The 25,325-nt window shown below is 43.4% G+C and carries 24 protein-coding genes; 15 read left to right on the top strand and 9 right to left on the bottom strand.

Annotated features, from left to right (window positions below):
* Positions 1 to 111: 111 nt before the first annotated feature.
* The 12 genes from ABIC84_RS22810 (at position 112) to ABIC84_RS22865 (ending at position 12,148) form a co-directional block, all read left to right on the top strand.
* Complete coding sequence (locus tag ABIC84_RS22810) at positions 112 to 480, top strand: response regulator (RefSeq protein ID WP_354485984.1); 369 nt, start codon at positions 112 to 114, stop codon at positions 478 to 480.
* 367 nt (positions 481 to 847) lie between these two features.
* Entirely contained in the window at positions 848 to 1,174 is a 327-nt protein-coding gene (locus tag ABIC84_RS22815; RefSeq protein WP_090528970.1) for a DUF6686 family protein, read from the top strand.
* Positions 1,175 to 1,338: 164 nt separating this feature from the next.
* Positions 1,339 to 2,190, top strand: a complete 852-nt coding sequence (locus tag ABIC84_RS22820; protein WP_426584954.1) for a helix-turn-helix domain-containing protein — start codon at positions 1,339 to 1,341, stop codon at positions 2,188 to 2,190.
* A gap of 76 nt (positions 2,191 to 2,266) precedes the next feature.
* Positions 2,267 to 2,980, top strand: a complete 714-nt coding sequence (locus ABIC84_RS22825; protein ID WP_426584952.1) for a hypothetical protein — start codon at positions 2,267 to 2,269, stop codon at positions 2,978 to 2,980.
* 676 nt (positions 2,981 to 3,656) lie between these two features.
* Entirely contained in the window at positions 3,657 to 3,863 is a 207-nt protein-coding gene (locus ABIC84_RS22830; RefSeq protein WP_429265045.1) for a DUF2945 domain-containing protein, read from the top strand.
* Positions 3,864 to 4,629: 766 nt separating this feature from the next.
* Complete coding sequence (locus ABIC84_RS22835; RefSeq protein WP_091165640.1) at positions 4,630 to 5,394, top strand: ABC transporter ATP-binding protein; 765 nt, start codon at positions 4,630 to 4,632, stop codon at positions 5,392 to 5,394.
* 107 nt (positions 5,395 to 5,501) lie between these two features.
* A complete protein-coding gene (locus ABIC84_RS22840; protein ID WP_429265046.1) occupies positions 5,502 to 6,626 on the top strand; it encodes an ABC transporter permease in 1,125 nt (374 codons plus the stop codon).
* A 234-nt stretch (positions 6,627 to 6,860) separates the two neighbouring features.
* Positions 6,861 to 7,598 carry a DUF2490 domain-containing protein gene (locus ABIC84_RS22845; RefSeq protein WP_426584947.1) on the top strand — a complete coding sequence of 246 codons (738 nt, stop codon included), beginning with the start codon at positions 6,861 to 6,863 and terminating at the stop codon, positions 7,596 to 7,598.
* A 418-nt stretch (positions 7,599 to 8,016) separates the two neighbouring features.
* Positions 8,017 to 9,312 carry a phosphopyruvate hydratase gene (gene eno / locus ABIC84_RS22850; protein WP_090528991.1) on the top strand — a complete coding sequence of 432 codons (1,296 nt, stop codon included), beginning with the start codon at positions 8,017 to 8,019 and terminating at the stop codon, positions 9,310 to 9,312.
* A 273-nt stretch (positions 9,313 to 9,585) separates the two neighbouring features.
* The gene (gene lspA, locus ABIC84_RS22855) at positions 9,586 to 10,122 is read left to right on the top strand and encodes a signal peptidase II (protein WP_429265047.1); all 537 of its coding nucleotides are present in this window, start codon (positions 9,586 to 9,588) and stop codon (positions 10,120 to 10,122) included.
* A 153-nt stretch (positions 10,123 to 10,275) separates the two neighbouring features.
* Positions 10,276 to 11,643 (top strand): DEAD/DEAH box helicase, encoded by a 1,368-nt coding sequence (locus ABIC84_RS22860; RefSeq protein WP_429265048.1) that lies wholly within the window; start codon positions 10,276 to 10,278, stop codon positions 11,641 to 11,643.
* A 181-nt stretch (positions 11,644 to 11,824) separates the two neighbouring features.
* The gene (locus tag ABIC84_RS22865; RefSeq protein WP_413321701.1) at positions 11,825 to 12,148 is read left to right on the top strand and encodes an FtsB family cell division protein; all 324 of its coding nucleotides are present in this window, start codon (positions 11,825 to 11,827) and stop codon (positions 12,146 to 12,148) included.
* 66 nt (positions 12,149 to 12,214) lie between these two features.
* Here ABIC84_RS22865 and ABIC84_RS22870 read toward each other — a convergent pair whose 3' ends face one another.
* From ABIC84_RS22870 to ABIC84_RS22890, 5 genes are all read right to left on the bottom strand, one after another.
* The gene (locus ABIC84_RS22870) at positions 12,215 to 12,637 is read right to left on the bottom strand and encodes an endonuclease domain-containing protein (RefSeq protein ID WP_429265049.1); all 423 of its coding nucleotides are present in this window, start codon (positions 12,635 to 12,637) and stop codon (positions 12,215 to 12,217) included.
* A 225-nt stretch (positions 12,638 to 12,862) separates the two neighbouring features.
* Entirely contained in the window at positions 12,863 to 14,944 is a 2,082-nt protein-coding gene (locus ABIC84_RS22875; protein ID WP_429265050.1) for a hypothetical protein, read from the bottom strand.
* 183 nt (positions 14,945 to 15,127) lie between these two features.
* Positions 15,128 to 15,871, bottom strand: coding sequence for a 3-oxoacyl-[acyl-carrier-protein] reductase (gene fabG / locus ABIC84_RS22880; RefSeq protein WP_090529006.1), 744 nt, complete (start codon positions 15,869 to 15,871; stop codon positions 15,128 to 15,130).
* A 191-nt stretch (positions 15,872 to 16,062) separates the two neighbouring features.
* The gene (locus tag ABIC84_RS22885) at positions 16,063 to 16,590 is read right to left on the bottom strand and encodes a hypothetical protein (protein ID WP_429265051.1); all 528 of its coding nucleotides are present in this window, start codon (positions 16,588 to 16,590) and stop codon (positions 16,063 to 16,065) included.
* 220 nt (positions 16,591 to 16,810) lie between these two features.
* Positions 16,811 to 19,168 carry a TonB-dependent receptor gene (locus ABIC84_RS22890; RefSeq protein ID WP_429265052.1) on the bottom strand — a complete coding sequence of 786 codons (2,358 nt, stop codon included), beginning with the start codon at positions 19,166 to 19,168 and terminating at the stop codon, positions 16,811 to 16,813.
* 203 nt (positions 19,169 to 19,371) lie between these two features.
* Here ABIC84_RS22890 and ABIC84_RS22895 point away from each other — a divergent pair, with 203 nt between their 5' ends.
* Positions 19,372 to 19,575, top strand: a complete 204-nt coding sequence (locus ABIC84_RS22895) for a hypothetical protein (RefSeq protein WP_426584932.1) — start codon at positions 19,372 to 19,374, stop codon at positions 19,573 to 19,575.
* Between the two features lie 250 nt (positions 19,576 to 19,825).
* Here ABIC84_RS22895 and ahcY read toward each other — a convergent pair whose 3' ends face one another.
* The 3 genes from ahcY to ABIC84_RS22910 all read right to left on the bottom strand — a co-directional run bounded on the left by ahcY (position 19,826) and on the right by ABIC84_RS22910 (position 22,634).
* The gene (gene ahcY, locus ABIC84_RS22900; RefSeq protein ID WP_429265053.1) at positions 19,826 to 21,142 is read right to left on the bottom strand and encodes an adenosylhomocysteinase; all 1,317 of its coding nucleotides are present in this window, start codon (positions 21,140 to 21,142) and stop codon (positions 19,826 to 19,828) included.
* Positions 21,143 to 21,302: 160 nt separating this feature from the next.
* Positions 21,303 to 21,644, bottom strand: a complete 342-nt coding sequence (locus ABIC84_RS22905) for a bactofilin family protein (protein WP_429265054.1) — start codon at positions 21,642 to 21,644, stop codon at positions 21,303 to 21,305.
* Between the two features lie 123 nt (positions 21,645 to 21,767).
* Positions 21,768 to 22,634 (bottom strand): M23 family metallopeptidase, encoded by an 867-nt coding sequence (locus ABIC84_RS22910; RefSeq protein WP_429265055.1) that lies wholly within the window; start codon positions 22,632 to 22,634, stop codon positions 21,768 to 21,770.
* A gap of 202 nt (positions 22,635 to 22,836) precedes the next feature.
* Between ABIC84_RS22910 and ABIC84_RS22915 the strand changes: the two genes are divergently transcribed.
* Positions 22,837 to 23,247, top strand: coding sequence for a BrxA/BrxB family bacilliredoxin (locus ABIC84_RS22915; protein ID WP_090529680.1), 411 nt, complete (start codon positions 22,837 to 22,839; stop codon positions 23,245 to 23,247).
* A gap of 137 nt (positions 23,248 to 23,384) precedes the next feature.
* On the opposite strand, the gene ABIC84_RS22920 is transcribed toward ABIC84_RS22915, so the two are convergent.
* Positions 23,385 to 23,942 (bottom strand): hypothetical protein, encoded by a 558-nt coding sequence (locus tag ABIC84_RS22920; protein ID WP_090529033.1) that lies wholly within the window; start codon positions 23,940 to 23,942, stop codon positions 23,385 to 23,387.
* Positions 23,943 to 24,020: 78 nt separating this feature from the next.
* On the opposite strand from ABIC84_RS22920, the gene purD reads away from it, so the two are divergent.
* A complete protein-coding gene (purD, locus tag ABIC84_RS22925; protein ID WP_429265056.1) occupies positions 24,021 to 25,295 on the top strand; it encodes a phosphoribosylamine--glycine ligase in 1,275 nt (424 codons plus the stop codon).
* Positions 25,296 to 25,325 lie beyond the last annotated feature (30 nt).

A 25,325-nucleotide genomic window follows, 5' to 3' on the forward strand; every position in this document is an offset into this window, starting at 1 on the left:
TTTTATTTAATACTATAACTAAAACAAATACCGGGTATTTGATTGTTATGTACTTAAACACAGCCGCTTCAAAAAGAAGCCGCTTTAATAAAGTATAAAGTAATCAAGCTTATGGCCAAAAAGGTTTTAGTTATAGAGGACGACAAAGATATTCGCGATACGGTAGTATATGTATTGGAGGAAGAAGGTTACGAAGTAATACAATCCGACAATGCCCGTATCCTGCGTACCCTGACTACTATTAACCCCCACCTTATTTTGCTTGATAACTGGCTCACCGATTGGAGCAGTGACGCAAACGGGCAGCAGCTAAGTAAAAGCATAAAAGACAATCCGGCTACCAGCCACATCCCCGTGATCATTATTTCGGCCGTGAGCAATATCAAAGAAATAGCCAAAGCCGGCAATGCCGATGGGTACCTTGCCAAGCCATTTGATCTGACATCACTTTCAGAGATCGTAAAAAAGCATATCAAGTAAGCAATCCTTATCAGTATAAATAAACGGCCCTCTATTAATTTGAAGGGCCGTTTTGTTAAAAACCTAAGTCCTCTCCAAAAGAGAATATTTAGAATAAAACTCGTTGATATACAAATACTTAATTAAGCTCCTCCCCTCAAAGTCCGAACATTTTTTGGATATTCTTTATTTTTATTTGGATTTATTCTAAATAACATATTTCTTTGTTGCTGTTAATATACTATGCGCAACAGAACCCGCAAGCTCATTAACAATTATTTGATTATTAGTGCTTAAAATATAAAGTCCTGTTCTGTAGTTTAATTGTTTATATCAAACATTTAATCAGCAGAGCAGGCACCAATTCATTTTTAAATTACCGGAATTTATGTGCGATGCTAAAATACTCAGCCAAAAGGGAACATCGGTAGTAAGCCGTTGCTCCGAATGCCAATGCCTATTTATATGGCACCATAACCTGATCCTTAGCTTTACACCCGATCAATTTATCCAGTTTAAAAATTTCGCTATCGATCTTGATTTCGGTGATCATTCTTTCCCATTTCCCGACGGACAGGAACGCGTGGTAATGCGTACGCCGGTCAATGATATCCAGCTTACCTTTACTGTTGATGAATGGGAAGACTTTCATGTTGCGATGGATGAAGCCATTTACATGCAGGAGATTTATGCACTGGTTGATGGCGGTAAATAATCTGCCAATTAATGTAATTATATAGCTGAAAGCAGAATGCACAAAACCAAAAGCTAATTTGGGTGAATAAATTAACAGATTCCATATAAAATAAATTCCTTAGCCTGGAAAAAATGTACCTCCCGGTTAAAGATTGCGTTACCATAAAAAAATTACCCTGCAAAATGAAAGATATACCTGTGCACCAGCTACATGAACGAACAAATTCGGGATTTGAGATCAGGCACTTTGAAAGTGGTGAAGAAGATTTGAGAAAAGGGCCAATGGGAGCCCATCGTGACGATCATTACCTGTTCTTTTTGGTTGAAAACGGTACAGCATCCCTCATGATAGATTTTAACGAGATTCATTTTTGTGAAAACACATTGTATTATATTTTACCGGGGCAGGTACACCATCGGATACGTAATGAGATTGCCGGCGGCTGGTATGTAGCCATCGATTCACAGCATATTCCGGCCGACTTCCGCAATATTTTTGAAAACCAGCTTTTTTTGCAACAGCCTTATCAACTCAACGATATTGAATTAAAGCAATACCAGCAGCTCCTTTGCCTGTTGCGTGAAAAAAACAACGAGGATGATAACAGCGCTTTCTTTTTGCCGGTTTTGCAATCGCTCATACAATCATTTACCGGTATGGCGGCGGCCACTTTCAGTAACGTTTATACGCCAGAAAAGCAACTTTCAAGGCCGGCGCAAATTTCACATCAGTTTAAAAAGCTGTTGTTGAGGCATGTGCGCACAGTTAAAGGCCCTTCGGCATACGCGGGTATGCTTAATGTTTCCGAATCATATCTTAACGAGGTTTTAAAGAAAACCACCGGGTTCCCGGTAAGTTACTGGATAACTCAGGAGGTAATGCTGGAAGCAAAACGATTACTGTATTACAGCGGCCTCAACGTAAAGGAGATTGCGCATGCACTGGGCTATGATGATCATACCTATTTTTCCCGGATGTTTAAAAAAGCGGCGTGCATCACCCCTCTTGAGTTTAGGGATAAACACCGTAAATAATCCAATATTTACCATGAAATTACTATTTTATTGAGCTAAAATTCAATGTTTCTTTGTATTATTAAAACAATACACCATGGAAACATCCACTCTTCGTAAATTAAAAAGAAAGGCTGGCAACTTGTTTGAAAACCAACTTTTACAAAGCGGCAGGGTACTTGAGGTAAGGCACTGGGAGCCATCTACCATGATTGAGATCGACCTGCACTTACCACAGGCCGATATGCAAAACTGGCACGAAATACCCTACATAAAAGTAAAAGTTGATAACCTCACCTACCGCGATTATACCCCGGCCGGCTGGGATACCGAAACCAGCACCTGCACCCTGTATATTGATGCAGCTCATAGCGGCCCCGGCAGTAAATGGGCTAAACAACTTCAAAAAAACGATACCGTACGCTATTTAAAAATCCGTTCTACCCGGCACGCGCCGGCCGGCACCCCGGCCATAATAGGCCTTGGCGATGAAAGCAGCATGGGGCATATGCTGGCCTTACAGCAAATGGTTTTACCCGCAACGCGTTTTTCGGGTGCTATAGTTATGGCCGATGAAAATCACAGGGGGTTATTTGGAGAGTATTTCAAATCGCCGTTAAAACCTATTGAACGTAATGATGTGTACGGCCACCACAGCCTTATCCAGTGGGTAATGGAACAACAGTATAACCTTGAACACTCGGTATTTTACATTGCCGGCAACCACACCATGGTAGGCGAATTACGTAAATTATTAAAACTGCAGGGGTACCCGTCAAGCCAGATCAGGATCCAGGGTTTTTGGTCGTAGAAGCATGTTTAAAAGTGCTTCTCCCATACCGGAAACTCGTTCACCGACATTTTATGCCGTTTCACCTAAAATAGCTGTTTAGCAACAAGCTAACGGCACATCTTTGCGGCAAATAACATTATCATGAAAACATTCTACAATCCACTTATAGCTGTTATGATCTCCCTGCAGGAGCATACCGTAACCGTTACCCAGGCGTTGGCTAACCTGATCAGTTAATATATCAGCTACCTATGAAACACAAAGCCGCTTTGTAAAATTGCAAAGCGGCTTTGTGTTTCAGTATGCGTAACATAGTTAAATAATATTAGCAGGAAACCTTAGCCATGAACCACTCCCCCAGGTTTTACCGACGATATCACTTTTTTACGGTATTTCTCCGATGTTTTACTGCCGTTCACCGATAACCGTACTTGCTTCGCCTAATAAGCCTAACGGCAGGGTGCCTTTTGTGTGCAATTTTGAATCACTAAACAATAACAAATAAATGCCATGAAAACTCTACTTGCAATTCAATTGATCCATTTGGTAATGAAAGCTGCAGAACACGCCGTAGCTATCGCTCACTCCTTAGGTCATTTAATAAAATAATGTCCCGGCACCCCGAGGGAGTGTTATTTCATCTTTGTCAAACCAATAATTAACTATACATGTTATCCTTTAAAAGGGTGAGCATATGAAAAAAGGAGATGAAGTAACCTGGAAATGGGGAAAATCCCAAGCCGAAGGGCATATTGTTAAAAAGCATGATAAGCCGGTAAGCAAAACTATAAAAGGCGCAAAAGTTAAGCGCAACGCCAGCAAACAGGAGCCCGCTTATGAAATTGAACAGAAAAACGGCAGCAAAGTGCTGAAATCTGAAAGTGAATTAAAGATTCCTTAACCCCTAAAAGGGTAACTTTTGCGGAGGATATTGTAAGCCCGTTTGCTATCATCCGGGCTTTTTTTGTGCGTTGAGTCGCTTAAATCCCTGGCCTCTGAATTCGAATGATATTAGGTGTGGAGGGCTTGTCATCCTGAATGTTTAAATCCGGAGGCCTCTGAAGGTAAAATGACAAAAAAGGGCCTGTCAGTCTGAGCCCGTCGAAGACTCGCGCGCAGAGGCCTGCCCACCATGCTTCGACGGGCTACCCATGACAAGATAAAAAATGTGGTTTTTGCAGCAGATCAGCTTCGGGTGAAAACGAACAGAACGATGCTGGGCGGTGCGGCTGCAGGGGCATAGCAAGTTTTTGCAGAAGCGGGGGCATTGCGTACGAATCGGGGCAAAATAATTGCAGCCCGTGGTTCTGTCCGTTTTGCAGGGTGAAGGCCGTGCCGATGGCTATGGGGCCAGGTTGTGCGCAAAGAAGCCTCTCTGCTGCAAGCCTTTTTGGTTACTTTTGTGGCGACAAAAGTAACTGGCCCCGCGCGGCCAAGAGCGCGACGATGTAAGTTTATAGAATAAAGTCTTTTATCTGCCTGCTGGGGATTGCTTCGTAACTCAGCAATGAGGTGGAGGAGATGTCATTGCTCCTTCAGAATCCAATGGATTTAAATCACTCAGCATGACACCCTTTTTTGATCTCCCAATCCGTATTCACCGTGAAAATTCCGTAGTTCGCCGAAAAACTCATGGTTATTTCATGAATGTGATGCATTTTTACCCTATGACAAAACAACCTATCATCACTGTAAACAACCTGGTAAAAAACTATGGTGATTTTGCAGCCGTTAAAGGCATTAGTTTTGAAGTTTATGAAGGCGAGATCTTCGGCCTGCTTGGCCCCAACGGTGCCGGTAAAACTACTACCCTCGAAATTATTGAAACCCTCCGCGATAAAACATCCGGCAGTATCATTGTTGATGGTTTCGACATTGAAACCGACGCTGATAGCATCAAAAAACGTATAGGCGTACAGTTACAAGCTGCCGGTTATTACCCCAACCTCAACCTGTCGGAGTTGATCGTACTGTTTTCGGGCCTGTACGGTATCGACAAAACACCTATGGAGATGCTGGAAAAAGTTGCTCTTACCGATAAGGCAAAGGCTAAATATAAAGACCTTTCCGGGGGGCAAAAACAGCGTTTTTCTATAGCCACTACATTAATCAATAACCCAAGGATCATATTTCTGGATGAGCCCACAACCGGCCTCGACCCGCAGGCACGCCGTAACCTCTGGGATTTGATCCGCGAGATCCGCGACCAGGGAACTACCGTGGTGATCACTACCCATTATATGGATGAAGCCGAAGTACTATGCGACCGTGTTGCCTTTGTTGACGGCGGGTACATCATTGGTATTGACACCCCCGATCATTTCATTGATGAACTGGTAGCCACAGGCTTCGAACGCAAAAAGCAGGTAAAACTGGCTAACCTGGAGGATGTATTCATTAATTTAACTGGCAAGGAATGGCGGGAAGGATAGTGCAGTTGGCAGTTTTGAGTTTGCAGTTGCAGTAATTACAACACGCCTGCATTCCCAATGCCATACCAGACTGCTAAGCACCAATGAACTAATGAACCATTGAACTAATGAACAATAAATACAGCAATACAAAAGCAACCCTGGCCATTGCCAAAGCCAGTTTCCGGTCGATATTACGCAGCCCTTCGGCGGTGGTGTTTACATTGGCTTTCCCGTTAATATTTATCATTGTTTTTGCCAATATTGGCGGGGGCGGAATGTCAATTGATGTAGGTGTTGCCAAAGGCAGCGATACATCCGCTAATAACCCGGTTTACACCGCACTGAAAAAAAACAAGATCATGCACCTTATCCATGATCAAACGGCTGATGAAATGAGCAAAAACCTGGCAAAAGGTAACCTTGATGCAATACTTGATCTTAAACCCTTTGCTCCACCCGCTTCGATGACTGTTCATGTACAGTACAGCCAGGCGTCGGGCGATAAAGGAAGTGTGTTAAAATCGGCCCTGAACAACATTTTTTATCGTATCCAGTCGGAAGAATTGAAGCGCATTCAGTCGTACACCACAGTTAAAGTCCCCAATCTCATCGACCTGAAAGAAGAAACCATAAGCGGTCGCCCGTATAAATACATTGATTTTATTTTACCGGGGCAACTGGGCTTTTCACTGCTAAGCAGTGGTGTTTTTGGTACCGCCTTCGTATTTCTGAGCTTACGGCTAACATTGGTTATCAAACGTTTTTTTGCAACCCCGGTTCAGCGGTACAGCATTGTTTTGGGCGAGGCTATTGCAAGGCTGGCCTTTTCGTTATTAGGATCCCTGTTCATCATACTGGTTGGGCATTATATGTTTGGTTTTACGCTGATCCACGGCGTTACGACTGTGCTTAATATGCTGGTACTCTCGGCCATAGGGCTCATCATTTTCATGGGCTTTGGCTTTACCGTATCCGGCATCGCGAAAAACGAAAGCTCGGTTCCACCGCTTTCAAATATTATAACATTGCCGCAATTCCTGCTTTCGGGTACTTTTTTTTCAATCACCGCGTTTCCAAACTGGCTGCAATATATCAGCAAGGTGTTACCGCTAACCCATTTAAATGACGCCATGCGCAAAGTGGCTTTTGAGGGCGCGGGCTTAGGTGACGTTACACACCAATTACTGATTCTTTTTGCCTGGTTTATTGGAATTTATGCGGTAGCGGTAAAAACGTTTAAGTGGGAATAACGGGAAAGATGCAGGATTTTTAGAAATAAGAGCCAGGAATTTGAAATTTATATTGCCGCCCCCCTCGCCGCCTCACTTTATCTCTATGAATTACAATGCAGCCCTACAAATTTTTAAAACGTATGTCTTCACTATAAGCCTCACCTAACTCTTAACATTATGTTAACATTAACAGCGTTAATATTAACATTAAGATAACATTTAGGAAATATATTTGCAGAAACAATCTCTGCAATGACAATCAAACCCATTAATTTCATCGCCTTAGTATTTTTTTTGTTAACTATATGTTCATTTACTGTTAAGGCGCAAGATTCAAAAGTTGGCACCTGGGGCATAGTTACGGTAGTTTTACCGGGCGATAGTTCCCACAAATGGGGTGGTTATACCGAGTTTCAAACCCGTACCAATAATGTATTCAGCCAGTTTCAGTATTACGAGGTAAAGGCTGGTGTAAGTTATGATATAGACAGAAACTTTACCGCGCTTTTAGGTACCGGCCGCTACACTACTTTTGATTATATGGATATTGGTAAAGGGCCTACCACTACCGAAACCCGTTTCTGGGAACAGATCACCAGCAACCAGTTCCTGTACCGCTTAAAGCTCGAACACCGCTACCGGGTAGAGCAACGCTGGGTTAACGGCGATTATCGTAACCGTTTCCGGTACAGGCTAAATGTGTTTGTGCCATTGAACAAAACCAAAATTGAAGCCAAAACCTGGTTCATTTCTGTTTTCGACGAAGTATTTCTTAATAATAAAGTACCTAACTTTGAACGTAATCGGATATCAGCCGCATTAGGTTACCAGTTTGATAAATCGTGGATCTTACAGGCTGGATGGATCAACCAATATAATTATTCGGCTGCTGCTAAAAGCGATAAGGACAATATCATGCTCATCCTTATGTATCGCATCCAGCGCAAAAATGCCGTGCAGCGTGAGCACGTACCTACTACGAGCGATTAATCACCGTTGATGGGGATGATTACGTTGATTTAGCTGATACGGTCATGATTTCCCCGGAGCAGTCAAATCAGCGTCATTAATTAATTGTAAAGTTTGCATTAGCGATAGTTATTAAGCGTGATTTTGGGGACTGAAGGATTGCCAGGATGCTTGTGTCTGAACCCGAATTAAACGAATTATCTGAATTTATTGAATCAATATCCATTCTTTAATTGGGCAAATTCAACAAATTCGGGTTCAGAAACCTTCCTTTTTATAAAAAAACAGCTCATTCCATATTAAATTTATGTTAAATCGCATCATTAATTGCCTATAATCGTTACAAATACAAAATTTCAATTGCGTTTTCCTTATTTAGGCATTAACTTAGCCGCCGTTATTAATAGTATTCATTCAAACCACACTCTGACAATTCACTATGAGCATAATAATTGATGTGCATGCCCGCCAGATCTTAGATTCGCGCGGTAACCCTACTATTGAGGTAGAAGTTTTAACCGAGAACGGCGCATTCGGTCGCGCTGCTGTACCTTCAGGTGCATCAACCGGCGTTCACGAAGCAGTTGAGCTTCGCGATAACGACAAATCAAAATACATGGGCAAAGGCGTTTTAAAAGCCGTTGAAAATGTAAACGAAGTTTTAGCTCCTGAATTAAAAGGTATCGATGTGTTTGAACAAAATGCTATCGACGCTTTAATGATCGAGATTGACGGCACCGAAAACAAAGGTAAAATTGGTGCTAACGCTATATTAGGTGTTTCATTAGCAGTGGCTAAAGCTGCTGCACAGGAAAGCCGCCAGCCTTTATACCGCTACATTGGTGGTGTAAATGCTAACACGCTGCCAATCCCGATGATGAACATTGTTAACGGTGGGTCCCACTCTGATGCTCCTATCGCTTTCCAGGAATTTATGATCATGCCGGTTGGCGCTCCTTCATTCTCTGAGGCTTTACGTTGGGGTACAGAAGTATTCCACAACCTGAAAAAAATCCTTCACGACCGTGGCTTATCAACTGCGGTTGGTGACGAAGGTGGTTTTGCTCCAACTTTTGAAGGTACTGAAGATGGTGTTGAAACCATTTTGAAAGCGATTGAAAAAGCAGGTTACAAAGCCGGCGAAGATATCTTCATCGCATTTGACTGTGCTGCATCTGAGTTTTACAAAGACGGTAAATACGACTATACTAAATTTGAAGGCGAAAAAGGTGCTATCCGTACCAGCGCTGAACAAGCTGATTACCTTGCCGAATTAGTAGCCAAATACCCGGTTATCTCTATCGAAGATGGTATGGCCGAAGACGATTGGGAAGGCTGGAAAATCTTAACCGACAAAATCGGTAAAAAAGTACAGTTAGTAGGTGACGATTTATTTGTAACCAACACTAAACGTTTACAAAGAGGTGTTAGCGAAGGTATTGCTAACTCAATCCTGGTAAAAGTAAACCAAATCGGTTCATTAACCGAAACCATCAACGCGGTTACTTTAGCTCAAACCAACGGCTTCACCTCAGTAATGAGCCACCGTTCGGGCGAAACTGAAGATTCAACCATTGCTGATCTTGCTGTAGCATTAAACTGCGGTCAGATCAAAACCGGTTCGGCTTCACGTTCAGACAGGATCGCTAAATACAACCAGTTGTTACGTATCGAAGAAGAATTAGGCGCTAACGCTAAATTCATCGGTAAAGATTTCAAATACTTTAAAAAGTAATTTTTTGATAATAATATGGAAGGCCATCTGTGTAAAGCAGGTGGTCTTTTTGTTTTAGCTAAAAAAGAGGGCCGTCACCCTGAGCCCGTCGAAGGCTCGCGCGCAGAGGCCTACCCACATGCTTCGAGGACCTCAGCATGACACCCTGATAGATGTGCATTGTTATAGTTATCTATCTCAATCACCTATTTTTTTATACCTTTGCCTCCTGCAACTAAAGCCATATAATTAAACTAAGGCAACCACGTTATAATAACTTGTTAAAATAAACTAATGAACAAAAAAGGGATTTTGAGGATATTGGGTATAGTGCTGGTATTAGTTTTAAGCATCGGGCTTGACAGGGTTACTAAAATTTACGTTAGGGAGCATATTCACATCAGCGATAACATTTTTGTTATCAAAAACTTTTTCACCATTCTGCATGCCGAAAACACGGGAGCTTTTTTAAGTCTTGGCGATTCGCTGCAAAACCCATGGAAATTCATCCTGCTATCATTGCTGCCCTTACTGGCCCTTGCCTTTGGCGTTTTTTATGTCATGCTAAAACCGTCGATAGGTAAATTAACCACCACAGGTATCGTTTTGGTTATTGCCGGTGGCGCAGGTAACCTGTACGACAGGATGCTTTATGGCAGCGTAACAGATTTTATGCACATGAACTTCGGAATCTTCCAAACAGGCGTATTTAATGTGGCCGATGTATCTATTATGATAGGTATGGGCTTAATCCTGCTGGAATCATGGCAAAAGGACCGTAGGGCCAAAAAGGAACAAGGAACTCCTGATACCGAAACGCTGGCAGCCTAATCCAGTGTAGTTCTTGCTCTTAAAAATTTCTTAACAATAAAAAGCGTATCTTTGCAGCTAATTACCCGTTCGCTTACGGTTTTGAGCCCAGCAAACTCTTCAGATCCGCTTATGCTTTCGCGTTAGCACATTATATATTACAAACAATCAAGAATGTCATTCGAAAATTTAAATTTAATTGAGCCAATCCTCAAGGCTTTAAAAACAGAGGGATATACCACACCTACTCCAATACAGGCACAAGCCATTCCTATTATATTACAACACCAGGATTTATTGGGCTGTGCCCAAACAGGCACCGGCAAAACCGCGGCTTTTGCTATCCCTACCCTGCAATTATTACACCAGGACAGGATAGCCCACAAAGAGCAAAAAACCATTAAAGCATTGGTTTTAACCCCAACCCGCGAGCTTGCCCTTCAAATTGGCGAAAGTTTTACCAATTATGGCAAACATACCGGCCTTAAAAACCTGGTTATATTTGGTGGTGTATCACAAAACCCGCAGGTTGATGCTTTGCGCCGCGGTGTTGATATTTTAGTGGCAACACCGGGCCGTTTGCTGGATTTAATGAACCGCCGTTATGTTCACCTGGAGCATGTTAAATTCCTGATACTGGATGAAGCCGACCGTATGTTAGATATGGGCTTTGTTAACGATGTTAAAAAGATCATAGCTAAAGTACCGGCAAAAAGGCAAACACTGTTCTTTTCGGCCACCATGCCAAAAGAGATCCAAAGCCTGGCAGATAGTATCCTGAATAACCCCGAAAAAGTTGAAGTTACCCCGGTTTCATCAACTGCGGATACCATTCAGCAAGCAGTTTATTATGTGGATAAGGGAGATAAGAAATCGTTGCTGATCCACATCCTGAAAGATAAGGACATTAAAACCGTTTTGGTATTTACCCGTACCAAACACGGTGCAGATAAAGTGGTTAAAGACCTGAACCGTGTAGGTATCACTGCCGAAGCCATCCACGGTAATAAATCACAAAATGCAAGGCAGCGGGCTTTAACTAACTTTAAAAACCGCACAACCCGAGTATTAATAGCTACAGATATCGCGGCCCGTGGTATTGATATTGATGACCTTACCCATGTTATCAACTATGAGTTGCCAAACGTACCCGAAACTTATGTACACCGTATTGGCCGTACGGGCCGGGCTGGTGCCAATGGCATAGCATTTTCATTTTGCGATGCTGAAGAGCTGGAATTTTTGAAAGATATCCACAAGCTAATAGCCAAACAGATTCCGATTGAGGAAGGTCATCCGTACCCGCTTAGTCCGGCGGCTATGGCAGCTAAAATAAACGAAGCGCCAAAAAAAGGAGGTTCGGGCGGTGGCCAGCGTGGTGGCGGTGGTCGCGGCAGTAACCGCAGGTCTGGTGGCAGCGGTGGCGGCAATAGCCGTTCGGCAGGCAACAGCCGCTCCGGCGGCAATAAAAGATCAGGCGGCAGCCGTTCAGAGGCAGGTCGCGGTGGGGCCAGCGGTATGAGTGGAGCTAAAAGAGGATAAATATTAAGTTGATTAAGTGAATGGTTGATCAAGTGAGTAGTTATAATTTCCGAAAACCAACCACTCACTTAATCAACCTAATCAACCACTCTCTACGAAAACAACCACTCACTATAAAAATTTCCCTGTTAATAAGTTAATAAGCATATTTGTATCCGTCGAAAAAATTAAATAGATTTAAATGAAAATCATTCAGCCGGTATCAATGAAACGCCTTATAGATCTTTTTAAGAACAAGTTTTTCCTGGTTACCATTGCTTTTGTGGTGTGGATGATATTTTTTGACAGGAACGATCTTTTTTCGCAATACCAATACCACCAGCAGGTTAAAAAATTAAGGCTCGAGCGCGATTTCTACAAAGCCCAAACCGACCAGGTGACCAAAGAGCTTAAAGAATTGACCACCAACCCCCAGCAAATGGAAAAATTTGCCCGCGAAAAGTACCTCATGAAAAAAGCCAATGAGGATGTTTACGTGGTGGTGCCGGAGAGTAAGGAGAAGTAAAGAGTAGTAAAGCTGGGGCCCGTGCGATTCCCCTCCCCTGGGAGGGTGCAGGGAGGGGTTTCTACGCTATTCCAACAATGTTCTATCAAAATCTTTCGGCAGTTCAATCGAAGAGTCGTCTTTCACAATCTCAATTATCATCCCTTCAATAGCCCGTAACGCATTAGGCAGATCATCTTTTACATCCGCCCCGGCGAACCTTAAAAATTTAACACCGAAGCTTTCTAATTTCGCTTGCCTGACATCATCCTTAATCAAAACATCCTCATAATTATGATACCGCCCATCTACTTCAATTGCCAGCATTAGTTCCTTGCAATTAAAGTCGACTATATAATTATCCATACAACGCTGACGATCAAAGTCGAAACCCAGTAGCTTATTTTCTTTTAATTCATTCCACAGGAGAACCTCGCCAAAAGTCATCTCTTTTCGAAGCTTTCTGGCGATTGCTTTTAGTTTGGGGTTGTATGGGATGATTTTAACCATTTTTTTATCGTTTTATGATAATTATTCGAGTCTTTTTATTCCCTCCCTTGGGAGGGGTGCGGTGGGATTGCGCATTGGCAGGGAGGGGTTATACGCTATTCCAAACGGGTAAGTATATCGATGAAACCCCTCCCTACACCCTCCCAAGGGAGGGAATCGCACATTCCCTGCTTTTTTTCTTTTCTCTTCTTGTCTCTTACATTTCATCGTCTTGACTCTACTACCCTACACTTCCCCTTCCCGCTTCCTCAAAAACCATTCTGCGGACAGCAGCAGCAGGATCAATACAAACAGCCATTTCAGATCTATCAAATCGCTGTAATGCTTATCTTCATAAACCACCGTTTTGATATTCTCATTTTTGCGGATCAGGTCGGCAAGCTGGCTTAGCTGCGATGGTTTGATCATTTGCCCGCCGCTTTGTTTGGCGAGGTTACTGAGCAATGTGTGATTGGCAGCACTTTGGCGGGTTTCGAGGTTAAGCGGCTTTATGGTGAATTGCCCGGTAGCTTTAAACTCCTGCTTGCCGTTTTGGGTTGATGCATTGTAGGTGTATTCGCCTATGGGGAGGGTACCCGCATCAAGTTGATAGCTTTGCCCCGTACGTGTAAACAGGAAGCTATAGTTTTTTCCGGCCGTGCTTTTCAGCTCTATCTTTACATCAGGGACGTTAATCAACTCAAGGGCTTCATTATATAACTCGGCATTAAGGATCACGCTTTCCCCTTCATCAAATACATTACGGGCCGGATAAACACGAAAACGCTGGCGATTGGCGTTAGCAGTTAGATACTGCACCGTTTGGCTCAGCAGCTCATCGGTAGCGTTGCGGTTTCCATAGTTTTGATATTCGGCCAGTTGCCAGCGCCACAGGCCTTCACCGGTTAATAGGGCGATACGCCGGCCGGCCTCATCGCCAAAGGCCAGTAAAGGATAGGTAGTAGCTACAGTCCCAATCTTTTGTTTCAATAAAACTGAAGCACCGGTAGCGGTTCCGTAACTGCCGAACGGCGCTACTAATGGCGGAAAGGCGGCAATCTTTTTTCGCGCTGAATCTGAGAGGGTGAAAGCCGTAAAATCATTGGTTGGCAGGGGCATCACTTCCTGCGTTTCAGCACGGCCTGCGCTTATGCGTACCGTGTTTTGCTCGCTGTTAACGGCCTGCAGGTTACTTTGTGAACCAATGATATACCAAACCGGTGTTTTGCTCGTAGCAATAAAACTTTTTACCGGCGAGTATTCGCCTGCCGAAAGCTGGTACAGGACCACCAGGCTATAATCTGCCGGTTTAATGCTTGAAGCATCAGCAAGCGAACTTGCCTTTACCTCAAAGTTCTTATTGGTTTCGATAGCCTGTTTAATCACCGTTAAATCGGGATGCGGACCGTTGTATAACAGCAGCACCTTTTGCCGGGCATCAAGCACCTCCACATAAATAGTTTCGGTATTGTTTTGGATGGACAGCTCGTTCTTAACAGGAGCAATGCTGATAGTATATTTTCTGATGCCTTTTTTAGCAGCGTTCAGCTTTATGGGGACGATCTTTTTAAAATCGTTCGCGGTTACCGCAATGCTTTGGGCATACACCTGTTTACCATCTTCATTAACGGACAGGTTCATACTTTCGCCCTTGCTTTGGTAGGCCGTGGCAAGCACTTCTATCACAAAATCGTTCCCTAAAAAGGCTGTTTTGTTATAATTCACGTTGCCGATGAGCAGGTCGCGCTTAGCTGTGGTATCGCCAAGGGCTATGGTGTAGATGCTGGTTTTGATATTCCTGGCTTCATACTGCGGATCATTACCCTGGTTGTATAAACCGTCAGTTGCCAATATCAGCGCGCCGATGTTTTGATTAGTGAACCTGTCGTTAAGCTGGTGAAGCGCCCCGGCTATATCAGTTTGCTTACCATTAATTTTTTTTGAAAGACCGGAATGCAGGCCTTTATCAAAGTTAAACTCCTGCACATCATATTTATCGCCCAACTCTTGTTTTAATTTAGCCAGCCCATCAACAAAAGCAGATGAGTTAAAGCCTGTAGCTTTAAAAGTATTGATGGACGATGAATTATCCTGCGCTATAAGCACTAAAGGTTTTTGCGGTTCATATTTAACCGATTTTACCAGGGGAGAGATGAGCAGCACCGTTATAAAAAAAACGGTTATCGCCCGGATAACTGCCAGGATATAGCGTAAATTTTTACTTAGGTCAACCGGCTTGCGGTACATGAGCCAGGCATATGCCAAACCAAGCAATAAGCCGGCAGGCAACCACCATCCCGAAACAGAACCCCATGTAAGTGAAAACATTTGTAGCTATAGTATCGTGTCAAGGGCGCGGGGCATCCGGCCCAATAAACATTACCTGCAAAATGCGAAATTATTGTGAAAGGCGGGGAATAAGTTTTAAACCTCACCCAACCCTCTCCAAAGGAGAGGGCTTAAAAGCTTTTTCAAGTCTCCCCTTTTGGGGAGATTTAGAGGGGTGCATTCTTACAACATACCACCATCAACAGGGATAACCTGTCCGGTGATGTAAGCGGCCATATCCGACGCAAGGAATACACAGGCATTAGCTACGTCCTCAGTTTCACCCGCGCGTTTAAGCGGAATACCTGCCGCCCAGCCTTCAACAACTTTAGGATCCAACACTTCGGTCATTTCGGTACGGATAAAGCCGGGAGCAACTACATTGGTACGGATATTACGTGATCCTAATTCTTTTGCTACTGATTTAGAGAAACCAATGATCCCTGCTTTTGAGGCAGCATAGTTGGCCTGACCGGCATTGCCCTGTACACCAACAACCGAGCTCATGTTAATGAACACACCTTTACGGTTTTTCATCATGATTTTTGAAGCGGCTTTGGTGACGTTGAATATCGATTTCAGGTTTACGTCGAGCACTTCGTCCCAGTTTTCTTCGGTCATGCGCATCAGCAAACCGTCTTTAGTGATACCGGCATTGTTGACAACAATATCAAGCGTGCCGAAATCAGCAACAATATCGGTAATCAGTTTATCAGCCTCGTCAAATTTGGAAGCATCAGAACGGTAACCTTTTACTTTAGTGCCGAAGCTTTGCAACTCCTGCTCAAGGGCCTGACCTTTTTCAACAGACGACAAATAAGTGAAAGCTACATTAGCGCCATGCTCGGCAAATTTTTCGGCAATCTTGCGGCCTATTCCTTTTGACGCGCCGGTAACCAACGCGGTTTTTCCTTCTAATAATTTCATAATTACAGTATATGATTTCAGGGCGGTGAAGTTAGCAGTTTTTTGTTTCTGTTCATAGTTGATGGTTGTTCATAGTTAATAGATCATGGTTCATGGTTTAGCTTCATTCATTTTTTATCACGACCTGTAAGCAGTTGCTATGATCTATGAACCATCAACTATGAACAACCATCAACCATGAACCAAAAAACTTACTTCAAATACTCCGCTGGTATCGGGTTATCCTTGCGCTCGCCATCATAAAACCAGGCGAGGATCCAGAAACGGGTGCCATCGTTAAATAGTTCAATGCTGTTGATGCCACGTTCGGTTACCGGCCCATCGACTGTGTTGCGCGATTCATAGGTGCTCCATACGTGGTAAATGCTGCCAAATTTTTCAACCCGCCGGGCTATCTCCCGCTCGTCAAAACCATTTTTTGACAATGATGGGTCGGCCAGTTTGTGGTATTCCTTCAGCGTCATATAGCTGAACTGCTGTTTGCCTTGTTTATCTGTATAGCCGGCGCCTACATGGGCGTTGGCAATATGCAGCAGGCTGTCGCGCTCATAGCTTACCTTTTCGCCTTTCTTAACAGTAACTACGCCATAATAGGCTTTCATGATACCGTCAAGAGTACTTACATTATCTCCGTATTTGGTAATAACCTGCGAGTGCGCGGGAAAACTGATAGCAATGGTAATTATAGCGATGAGCAGCGGCAGGATATTCTTTTTCATGATAATTCAGGGTTTATTAACAGTCAGATTTTGATTGAATTAACAAAAAATATCCGGGATAATATAGGGCAAAAAAATCATTGCATTTGAATAAGAATTACCGCAGGGTCAAGCGTCCACGCTTGATCTCATTTAAAAAGTAAGCATCCACGCTTACCCTAACCGGGAGCGTGGACGCTCAAAATAGTAATCATTCAAACGTGGACGTTTGAACGTGCCATTAAAAAGTAGTATTCAACGACACTCCGTACGTGCGTGGGTTACCTAAGTGCGTTGCGCCGAAATCATAGGCATAATCAATGTATTTTTTATTGGCGATATTGCTTTCCCAAAAGAACAGACCGAACCTTTTGGTACTTACACCTAACCTTGCATTGAATTTGTTGTAGCCCTTTTGTTCTATCTGGTTAGCGAGGTCAAAATACTGATCACCAAGATAGCGCCACTCGCCGCGGGCAATCAGCTTTGTTTTCAGCGGCCCGCCCAGATCATAGCCATATTGCAGGGCCAGCATGCTGGTGATGTTAGGCGTATAAATTTGCTTGTTGCCTTTTAAATTCACTTCTTCACCATTGCTGCCAACTACTAAAGTAGTATAACGGGCGTGGGTATAACCGAAATTGTAATCAAACTCCAGGCCTTTAATTGGGGTAGCATTAATCTCGGCCTCGATACCTTTACTGCTTAGCTTGCCTGCGTTTTTGGTAACGGTGATAGCATCAGGCAGAATCAGCGTAGGCACCTGGGCATCGGTAATGCGGGTGTAAAACGCGGTTACGTTTACACGGAGACGGTTATCTAAAAAGTCGTTTTTTGAGCCTATTTCAAAGTTGTTGCTATACTCAGGTTTGAAAGAATAAAGCGGCGGAGATGACGGATCAGAACCCAGCTCGGTAATGCCGCCCGCGCGGAAACCGCGGCTGTACGTAGCAAACAAATTATTATGTGCTGATACGTGGTAAGCCAAGCTCACTTTAGGCGTAAAGGCTTTGTAATGTGCCGTTGACGAAGTATCTGAACGGGTAACCACCGATTCGCCGCCCTTTGGCAAAAACTCGCCCATTACGTTTTCTTTTTTATGTTCATAGTCATAACGCAAACCAGCTGTGATATCAAACCGCTCATTCACAGCATAAATAGCCTGTCCGTAAACAGCTATGCCATAGTTCCGGTCGGTATTGGTGTTGATACTGGTAAAATCCGTCATCGGCGAGCCAACCGCGCCGGCATCGTCACCAAAGTAAGTACCCTGCCTGTTTGGCGCATAGTGATAAAAGCCATAAGTACCGGCTGCCCATTTCAATTTTGAGGTTGATGATGCCGGCGATGTAAACCTGAACTCCTGTATGGTGGTTTTTACCTTGTTCCATTTGCCGCCATAATTATTTATGATAGATACTGCGTCGATAGGGGAAAAATCGCCATCGATAGGTGTAGTATAATAACGGTTGTTTACCTGGTAGGATGTTTGCGAAGTGAAATTAAAATCATTGCCACTGTAGTTGGCCGTTAATGATGACTGGAAAGTATTATCAACCATTTTAGTCGTAGCGTTCTGGTTAACCTCGAAAGGATGACTTAAAGCATCATCAGGCGAACCTGCTAAGGTGAATGCGCCGTTGTTGCGGTTGTTGTAGTTTTTTACATTCAGCGTAAAGGCCAGTTTGGAGGTAGCCAAAAACTTCAGGTAATAGTTACCCAAAAAGTAATGCTGCTTATCGAAATGCGTATTGTTAAACGTATTGGTGTAAAAACCATTAAATCCCGAATAGATCCCAGCTACGTCTAAATACAATTTATCTTTTACTAATGGAGCCTTGATGCCCAATGTATAGCGCTGTTGATTATAATTACCCACATCAACACCGGCAAAACCGCTCAGGCTGTTTGATGGCTGTTTGGTGATCACATTGATAACACCGCCGGTAGCATTACGGCCATAAAGCGTTCCCTGCGGGCCGCGAAGCACTTCTATCCTATCCACATCCAATAACTGTGGGATATAAGTATCCAGTCCGTATTGGTTTACACCATCAACATAGGTTGCAACGGCGGGGTCATATGATGTGGTAACAATACCGCGGATGCCTGTAACGGTACGGCCATCGCCGGGAGCGCCTGAGTTTAAGTTAGGTACAATGGCAGTAAGATCCTTTAAATCCCAAAGCCTGTAATCCTGTATTTGTTTGGCCGAGAGCGTTGAAATGCTGAATGGCACACGTTGTGCCTGCTCTTCAGTTTTTTGGGCAGATACCGTAACCTCATCCAACTGGTTGCTGGCATCATTCAACTGAATTGTTATTGGGCGACTGGTACCGATCATAGTTACCGGGATGTTTTTAGCCGCATAGCCAATAGCGCTGATATGCAGGGTATATTTCCCGGCAGCTATACTTTTTAAAATAAATTTCCCGCTCCTGTCGGCACTGGTTTGGTAGTTGGTATTGAGTAGATATACCGAAGCGCCCGCGATAGGCTGGCTCTTGTTATCGGTAACGGTGCCCGAAAAATCGCCCCTGGTTTGGCTCCGGGCCGATAGTGCAATAACAACGAGCAATAAAGTAAAAAATTTATGCATAAAACAGGTATAAATGTGTACAGATCACACATTGTAATCGATTGTCAATATTAGCAAATGACAAACAATTAACAGTCATAACTACATAAATATTACCAATTTTTAATGGCTCTAAGTGTTGGCGAAAAATAAATTCTTATGAGTAATAATTTCTAAATTCGCTTAAACCTCAAACTACAACCTTAACAAACGGTATTAAAAAAATGAATTGGGAACTATTCTTCTACGGTACTTTCTCTTTAGCAATTGCATATTTATTTTACAGAATTTTTGTTAAAGGTAAGGACCCGTATTATGAAGACATGGGTGGGAAAATTTTAAAAATCAGCTACATTAAAAGTTGGGGTTTAGTCATTACAGCTATTATAACAGGAATATTACTGATTTTTCAATCCATATCAGCTTAAATATCAAATAACCTATCAATTACTGCCGCAAGTCCTCCCTGTTTGTGACGCGTCTTCAAGTGTGAAACACATTTCAACTGCACCCTCCAAAGGCTGATGCCCGGGATAGTTCATCGAACTTGACCCATGAAAAACGTCAGTCAAATCATATAAATCAAAAAAGGCCGCATCACCATGTGATACAGCCTCTCCATATTTTCCAAGCAAAGAGCCCTTCGGCTTTCTCCTTTATTGTTTAACCTTAAAAAGATTAATAACGGTAATATTCCGGTTTAAACGGACCTTCAACCGTTACGCCGATGTACTCAGCCTGATCCTGGTCAAGTACTTCCAGCTCAACACCGATTTTTGCAAGGTGCAGGCGGGCTACTTTTTCGTCCAGGTGTTTTGGCAGGGTGTAAACTTTGTTTTCGTAAGCCGCGCCATTTGTCCAAAGCTCTAATTGCGCTAAAGTTTGGTTAGTGAACGAGTTACTCATTACAAAGCTTGGGTGACCGGTAGCGCAACCTAAGTTAACCAAACGGCCTTCGGCTAACACAATAACGTCTTTACCTTCAATGGTATATTTATCAACCTGTGGTTTAATTTCAACTTTGGTATTGCCATAAGCACCGTTTAACCAGGCCATGTCAATCTCGTTATCAAAGTGACCGATGTTACAAACGATTGCTTTATCTTTCAACGCCCGGAAGTGCTGCTCGCGAACAATGTTCTTGTTGCCTGTAGCAGTAACCACGATATCAGCTTCAGTGATAGCAGTGCTTAGTTTTTTAACTTCAAAACCTTCCATTGCAGCCTGTAAAGCACAGATCGGGTCGATCTCGGTAACAATAACACGTACGCCGGAGTTGCGTAATGAATCGGCCGAACCTTTACCAACATCGCCATAACCGCAAACAACGGCCACTTTACCGGCCATCATCACGTCGGTAGCGCGACGGATAGCGTCAACCAATGATTCGCGGCAACCGTATTTGTTATCAAATTTTGATTTGGTAACCGAATCGTTAACGTTAATAGCAGGCATTGGCAGGGTTCCTGCTTTCATGCGCTCATATAAACGGTGTACGCCGGTGGTAGTTTCTTCTGATAAGCCTTTGATAGCAGCAGCCAGCTCAGGGTATTTATCCAATACCATGTTGGTTAAATCACCTCCATCATCAAGGATCATGTTAAGCGGCTGGCGGTCTTCGCCAAAAAATAAAGTTTGTTCAATGCACCAGTCAAATTCTTCGGCATTCATGCCTTTCCAGGCATAAACAGAAATACCGGCGGCAGCAATAGCAGCAGCGGCATGGTCCTGGGTTGAGAATATATTACATGACGACCAGGTAACTTCGGCACCAAGGGCAATCAAGGTTTCAATTAAAACAGCGGTTTGGATGGTCATGTGCAAACAACCGGCAATCCGTGCGCCCTTAAGCGGCTGGCTTGGCCCGTACTCTTTACGTAAAGCCATTAGACCAGGCATCTCAGCCTCAGCCAGTTCAATTTCCTTCCGGCCCCACTCTGCCAGCGACAGATCTTTTACTTTGTATTTAACGAATGCAGTTTCTACTGATGACATATCGATTTTATTTTGAGAGTGCAAAGTTAACTGATATCCTTGTGAAAATGAAATGTTTGGTCTTCATTGACAAGAACGGGCAATTGTGCTATTTAGCAGCAAGAACTTAAAAAAGCTATCTACGCCTGCAACTGCTTTTGCACCTCTCTCTGCTGCATGGTCAGGTTACCATTATAAACCCCGCCATTTTCACGGCCAGGTTCTGTGTTTTGATGTCGCCGGTTATACGGCCTGTAGCTTTTATTTCAAGCGAGGAGGTATTAATATCGCCCCTTACGGTGCCATAAACAAAGATCTCCTTAGTACTTATATTTCCCTTAACCTCTCCCTTTTCGCCCAGGATCAGGCCCTCATCAACCATTACATCGCCGTTAACCAGTCCGTCGATCCGTACAAAAGCCGGGGCTTTCAGGTTACCTTCTAATACACTGCCTTCACTAATGAGGGTTGAGATTGCCTGTAAATCAAGCGCAACCTTATCTTTTTTAGAAAAAATAGCCATATTTTTAAAGTCTTAACTTCTAAGTCCGAAGTCGATAGTTCTAAATCTGCATCATAATAATCCATGGTCAACTTCCGACTCTGGACTTAAGACTTCCGACTTAACAAACTTCCTTCTTAGAACTTATTTATTCAGGGTTAAAAAATTTACCGGGTTAATTGGTTTCCCGTTTTTACGTACTTCATAATGCAAGTGCGCACCTGTTGAGTGCCCGGTTGAACCTACCTTGCCAATATTATCGCCAACCGTAACCTGCTGCCCTACCTTCACTTCAATTTTTGAAAGGTGACCGTACAAGGTCTCCAGGTTATTAATATGCTGAATCCGGACACATTTACCATAACCACCGGCCCATCCCGCAAAAACAACTTTGCCGCTCGCCGTACATTTTACTGCATCGCCACGGTTACCTTTAAAATCAATACCAGGGTGAAACTCGGCATGCTCCGAATCAAAAGGGTCGCTCCTGTAACCAAAAAATGAGGTAAACGAGCTGATCCTCGGATAGCCCATAGGGGTAAATGCAATGGTGCTTGTTAAATGTTTAAGATAATCGTCATACAGGCTGTAAGCTTCGGTATCGGGTAGCTTTACCCCTTCCCTGTTGCCATCGCCCCCGGTACCCTTTACAGTAAAACCTTTAAGGCCGCGCCTTTTTAAATACTCATTTATAGTTTTAAGTTTAACCTCGATAGATTGAATGTACGACTGGGCAGTACCCTGCGTATTTACCTCTGCTTTAACAACCGGCATGGTGCCTTTAAGTTTAGCTATCTGCGCCTGTAACTGTTGGTTTTCGGCCTCCTGCACAGCGCTTTTGTGATGCAGGTAAAACACCAAGCCACCAAGTACGGCAACAACAGCAGCTATGCTCCACGCGTAGTGTTTAAGCCTGTTAAGGTGCTTGGTTTTTATTTGTAATGATTTTGTATGCTGTTGATTTTTGTTGATGATAACAACAGTGCTAATATCAGGTGTTTTAAGTTTCATCAAATTCAAAATAAATTAGGGGTATGCAAGTTAAAAATTACTGTTAATAAAACAATATTAAATGTACGTAAACAGGCTATCAATGAAATAGCCTTCTACGTTAATCGTCAACCAATTGTTATTATTGAGTTTTTATAAACGTAAACCAAGTATCATTTCTTATTTTTGTAACACTGATTTTATTGTAAAGCAAAAAAAAATGATGTATCCGGAATATTTAGTAGCCCCGATGCGGGAAGATCTGACCAGGGTTGGTTTTGAAGAATTAAAAGATGCCGATGCTGTAAAAAACGCTATTGAAAGCGAAGGTACAGTATTTGTAATGGTTAACTCGGTATGTGGCTGTGCTGCGGCAAACGCACGCCCGGCTGCTAAAATTGCCGCCGCAAACGGCAAACATCCTGATAAACTGGTAACCGTTTTCGCGGGCATGGAAAAAGAAGCTGTTGATACCGCGCGTAACTATATGCTGCCTTATCCGCCATCATCACCTGCTATGGCGCTGTTTAAAGATGGCAAGCTGGTGCATATGATTGAGCGCTACCAGATAGAAGGCCGCCCGGCACAAATGATTGCCGATAACCTGATTGACGCATTTGAACAATACTGCTAATTGAGCTGAAGGCCGAAGGCTTAAAGCAGAAAGCTAAAAAACATAAAAGAGCTGAGGGAAAATCCTTCAGCTTTTTTTGTTTTCAAAATCCGAAATCGAAAATTCGATATCCGAAATCAAATTGATGTCATTCTGCTTTATTTATCGTCGTCGTTTTTGTCCTCATCCTCTTCATCATCGTCAAAATCATTGAAGCTGCCCATGTCTTCGTCATCCTCGTTAAATTCTCCAAAAAAGCGGTCTTCATCAAACATCAGCTCTTCCATCTTTTCCTGTTCGGGCGTACTGGTGTCAAAGCGGATGGCCCAATTGTCGGGGATATCATAGCTTTTATCAAATCCCCTGATCCACTCAACAAAAACCAGGCGAAACTCCTCTACCTTTTCCCTCATCAACTGTACATAGTCCTCTTCATTAATTTTTACCATTGATGCAAAAGATACGGCATTAAACATATCCTGCACCGCAAGTTTAATGAGCACAGCATTTTGCATCCGCAGCGAATACAGGCTACCACCTTCGGCGCCGGCAATTTTTGCCTGGATCAGAGCGGCATTACTGCACATCTGTATGGCCAGATGTTCTTTCATGCTGTCTTCCTTTAATGATTCGGCAATTACATCTGCCAGGTCAAATAATTCCTGCGATTTTTGGTATACCGGGAGCTTTTCAAACTTTTCGAGTCTACGGGCCATGGAGTAAATTTACTACTTATAACACAAGTAGCCTCATATATAGTATTAAAGGCTTGTTAAAAAAACTATCTTTGCCGCATGAACATCCTGATTCTTGGTTCGGGCGGAAGGGAAAGTGCCTTCGCCTGGAAAGTAGCCCAAAGCGCTCATTGCGACAAACTTTTTATTGCTCCCGGCAATGCCGGCACCACCCAATACGGTACAAACGTAAATATTAAAGTTACCGACTTTGAAGGCATTAAAGCACTTGTTTTAAAAGAGGATATCAACCTGGTATTGGTTGGCCCCGAAGAGCCCCTGGTAAAAGGCGTTCATGATTTTTTCCTGGCCGATGAGCAATTGAAAAACATCCCGGTTGTTGGTCCGCAGCAGGAAGGCGCACAATTGGAAGGCAGTAAAGATTTCTCCAAGCAGTTTATGGAGAGACATAACATCCCTACTGCTGCTTACAGAACTTTCACCAAAGATACCCTGCAGGATGGTCTAACCTATTTAGCTACCGCCGGACTACCGGTGGTATTGAAAGCCGACGGCCTTGCAGCCGGAAAAGGCGTACTGATCTGCCTTACTTTAGAGGAAGCGCAAACCGAGCTTACTGCCATGCTGGCCGATGCCAAATTTGGCGAAGCAAGCTCACGCGTGGTTGTTGAACAATTTTTAACAGGCATTGAACTATCGGTTTTTGTGATGACCGATGGCAACAGCTATAAAATTTTACCCGAGGCTAAAGATTATAAACGTATTGGCGAAGGTGATACCGGATTAAATACCGGAGGCATGGGCTCTATCTCTCCCGTTCCGTTTGCCGACGCTGCTTACATGAAAAAGGTAGAGGAGCGCGTGATCATCCCGACCATTGAAGGTTTGAAGAAAGATGGCATCCCTTATAAAGGTTTTATTTTTATTGGCTTGATGAACAGCAATGGTGAACCCTGGGTTATTGAATACAACTGCCGTATGGGCGATCCGGAAACGGAAAGTGTGATGCGCCGTATAGATTCGGACTTTGTTGATTTGCTGTTAGGCGTTGCCGAAGGAAACCTGAACGAAAAAGGGATCATCATCAGCCCTAAAACAGCTGCCACTGTAGTCATGGTTGCAGGCGGTTACCCAGGCGAATACCTCAAAAATAAAGTGATCACCGGTACCGAAAACGTGCGCGACTCGATCGTGTTCCATGCAGGTACTTCAATGGATGGCAATGATGTAATAACTACCGGCGGCCGTGTATTGGCTATTACCACTGTACAGGACGATATGTTCAGCGCCCTGCAGCAGGCTACCGCCGATGCAAGCAGGATCTATTATGATGGCATGTACTTTAGGAAAGATATTGGCTTTGACCTGCTTTAATCATTGGGTCATTAGTCATTAAGTCATTTT

The sequence above is a fragment of the Mucilaginibacter sp. 3215 genome, assembly GCF_050433785.1.
Classification (GTDB): Bacteria; Bacteroidota; Bacteroidia; order Sphingobacteriales; family Sphingobacteriaceae; genus Mucilaginibacter.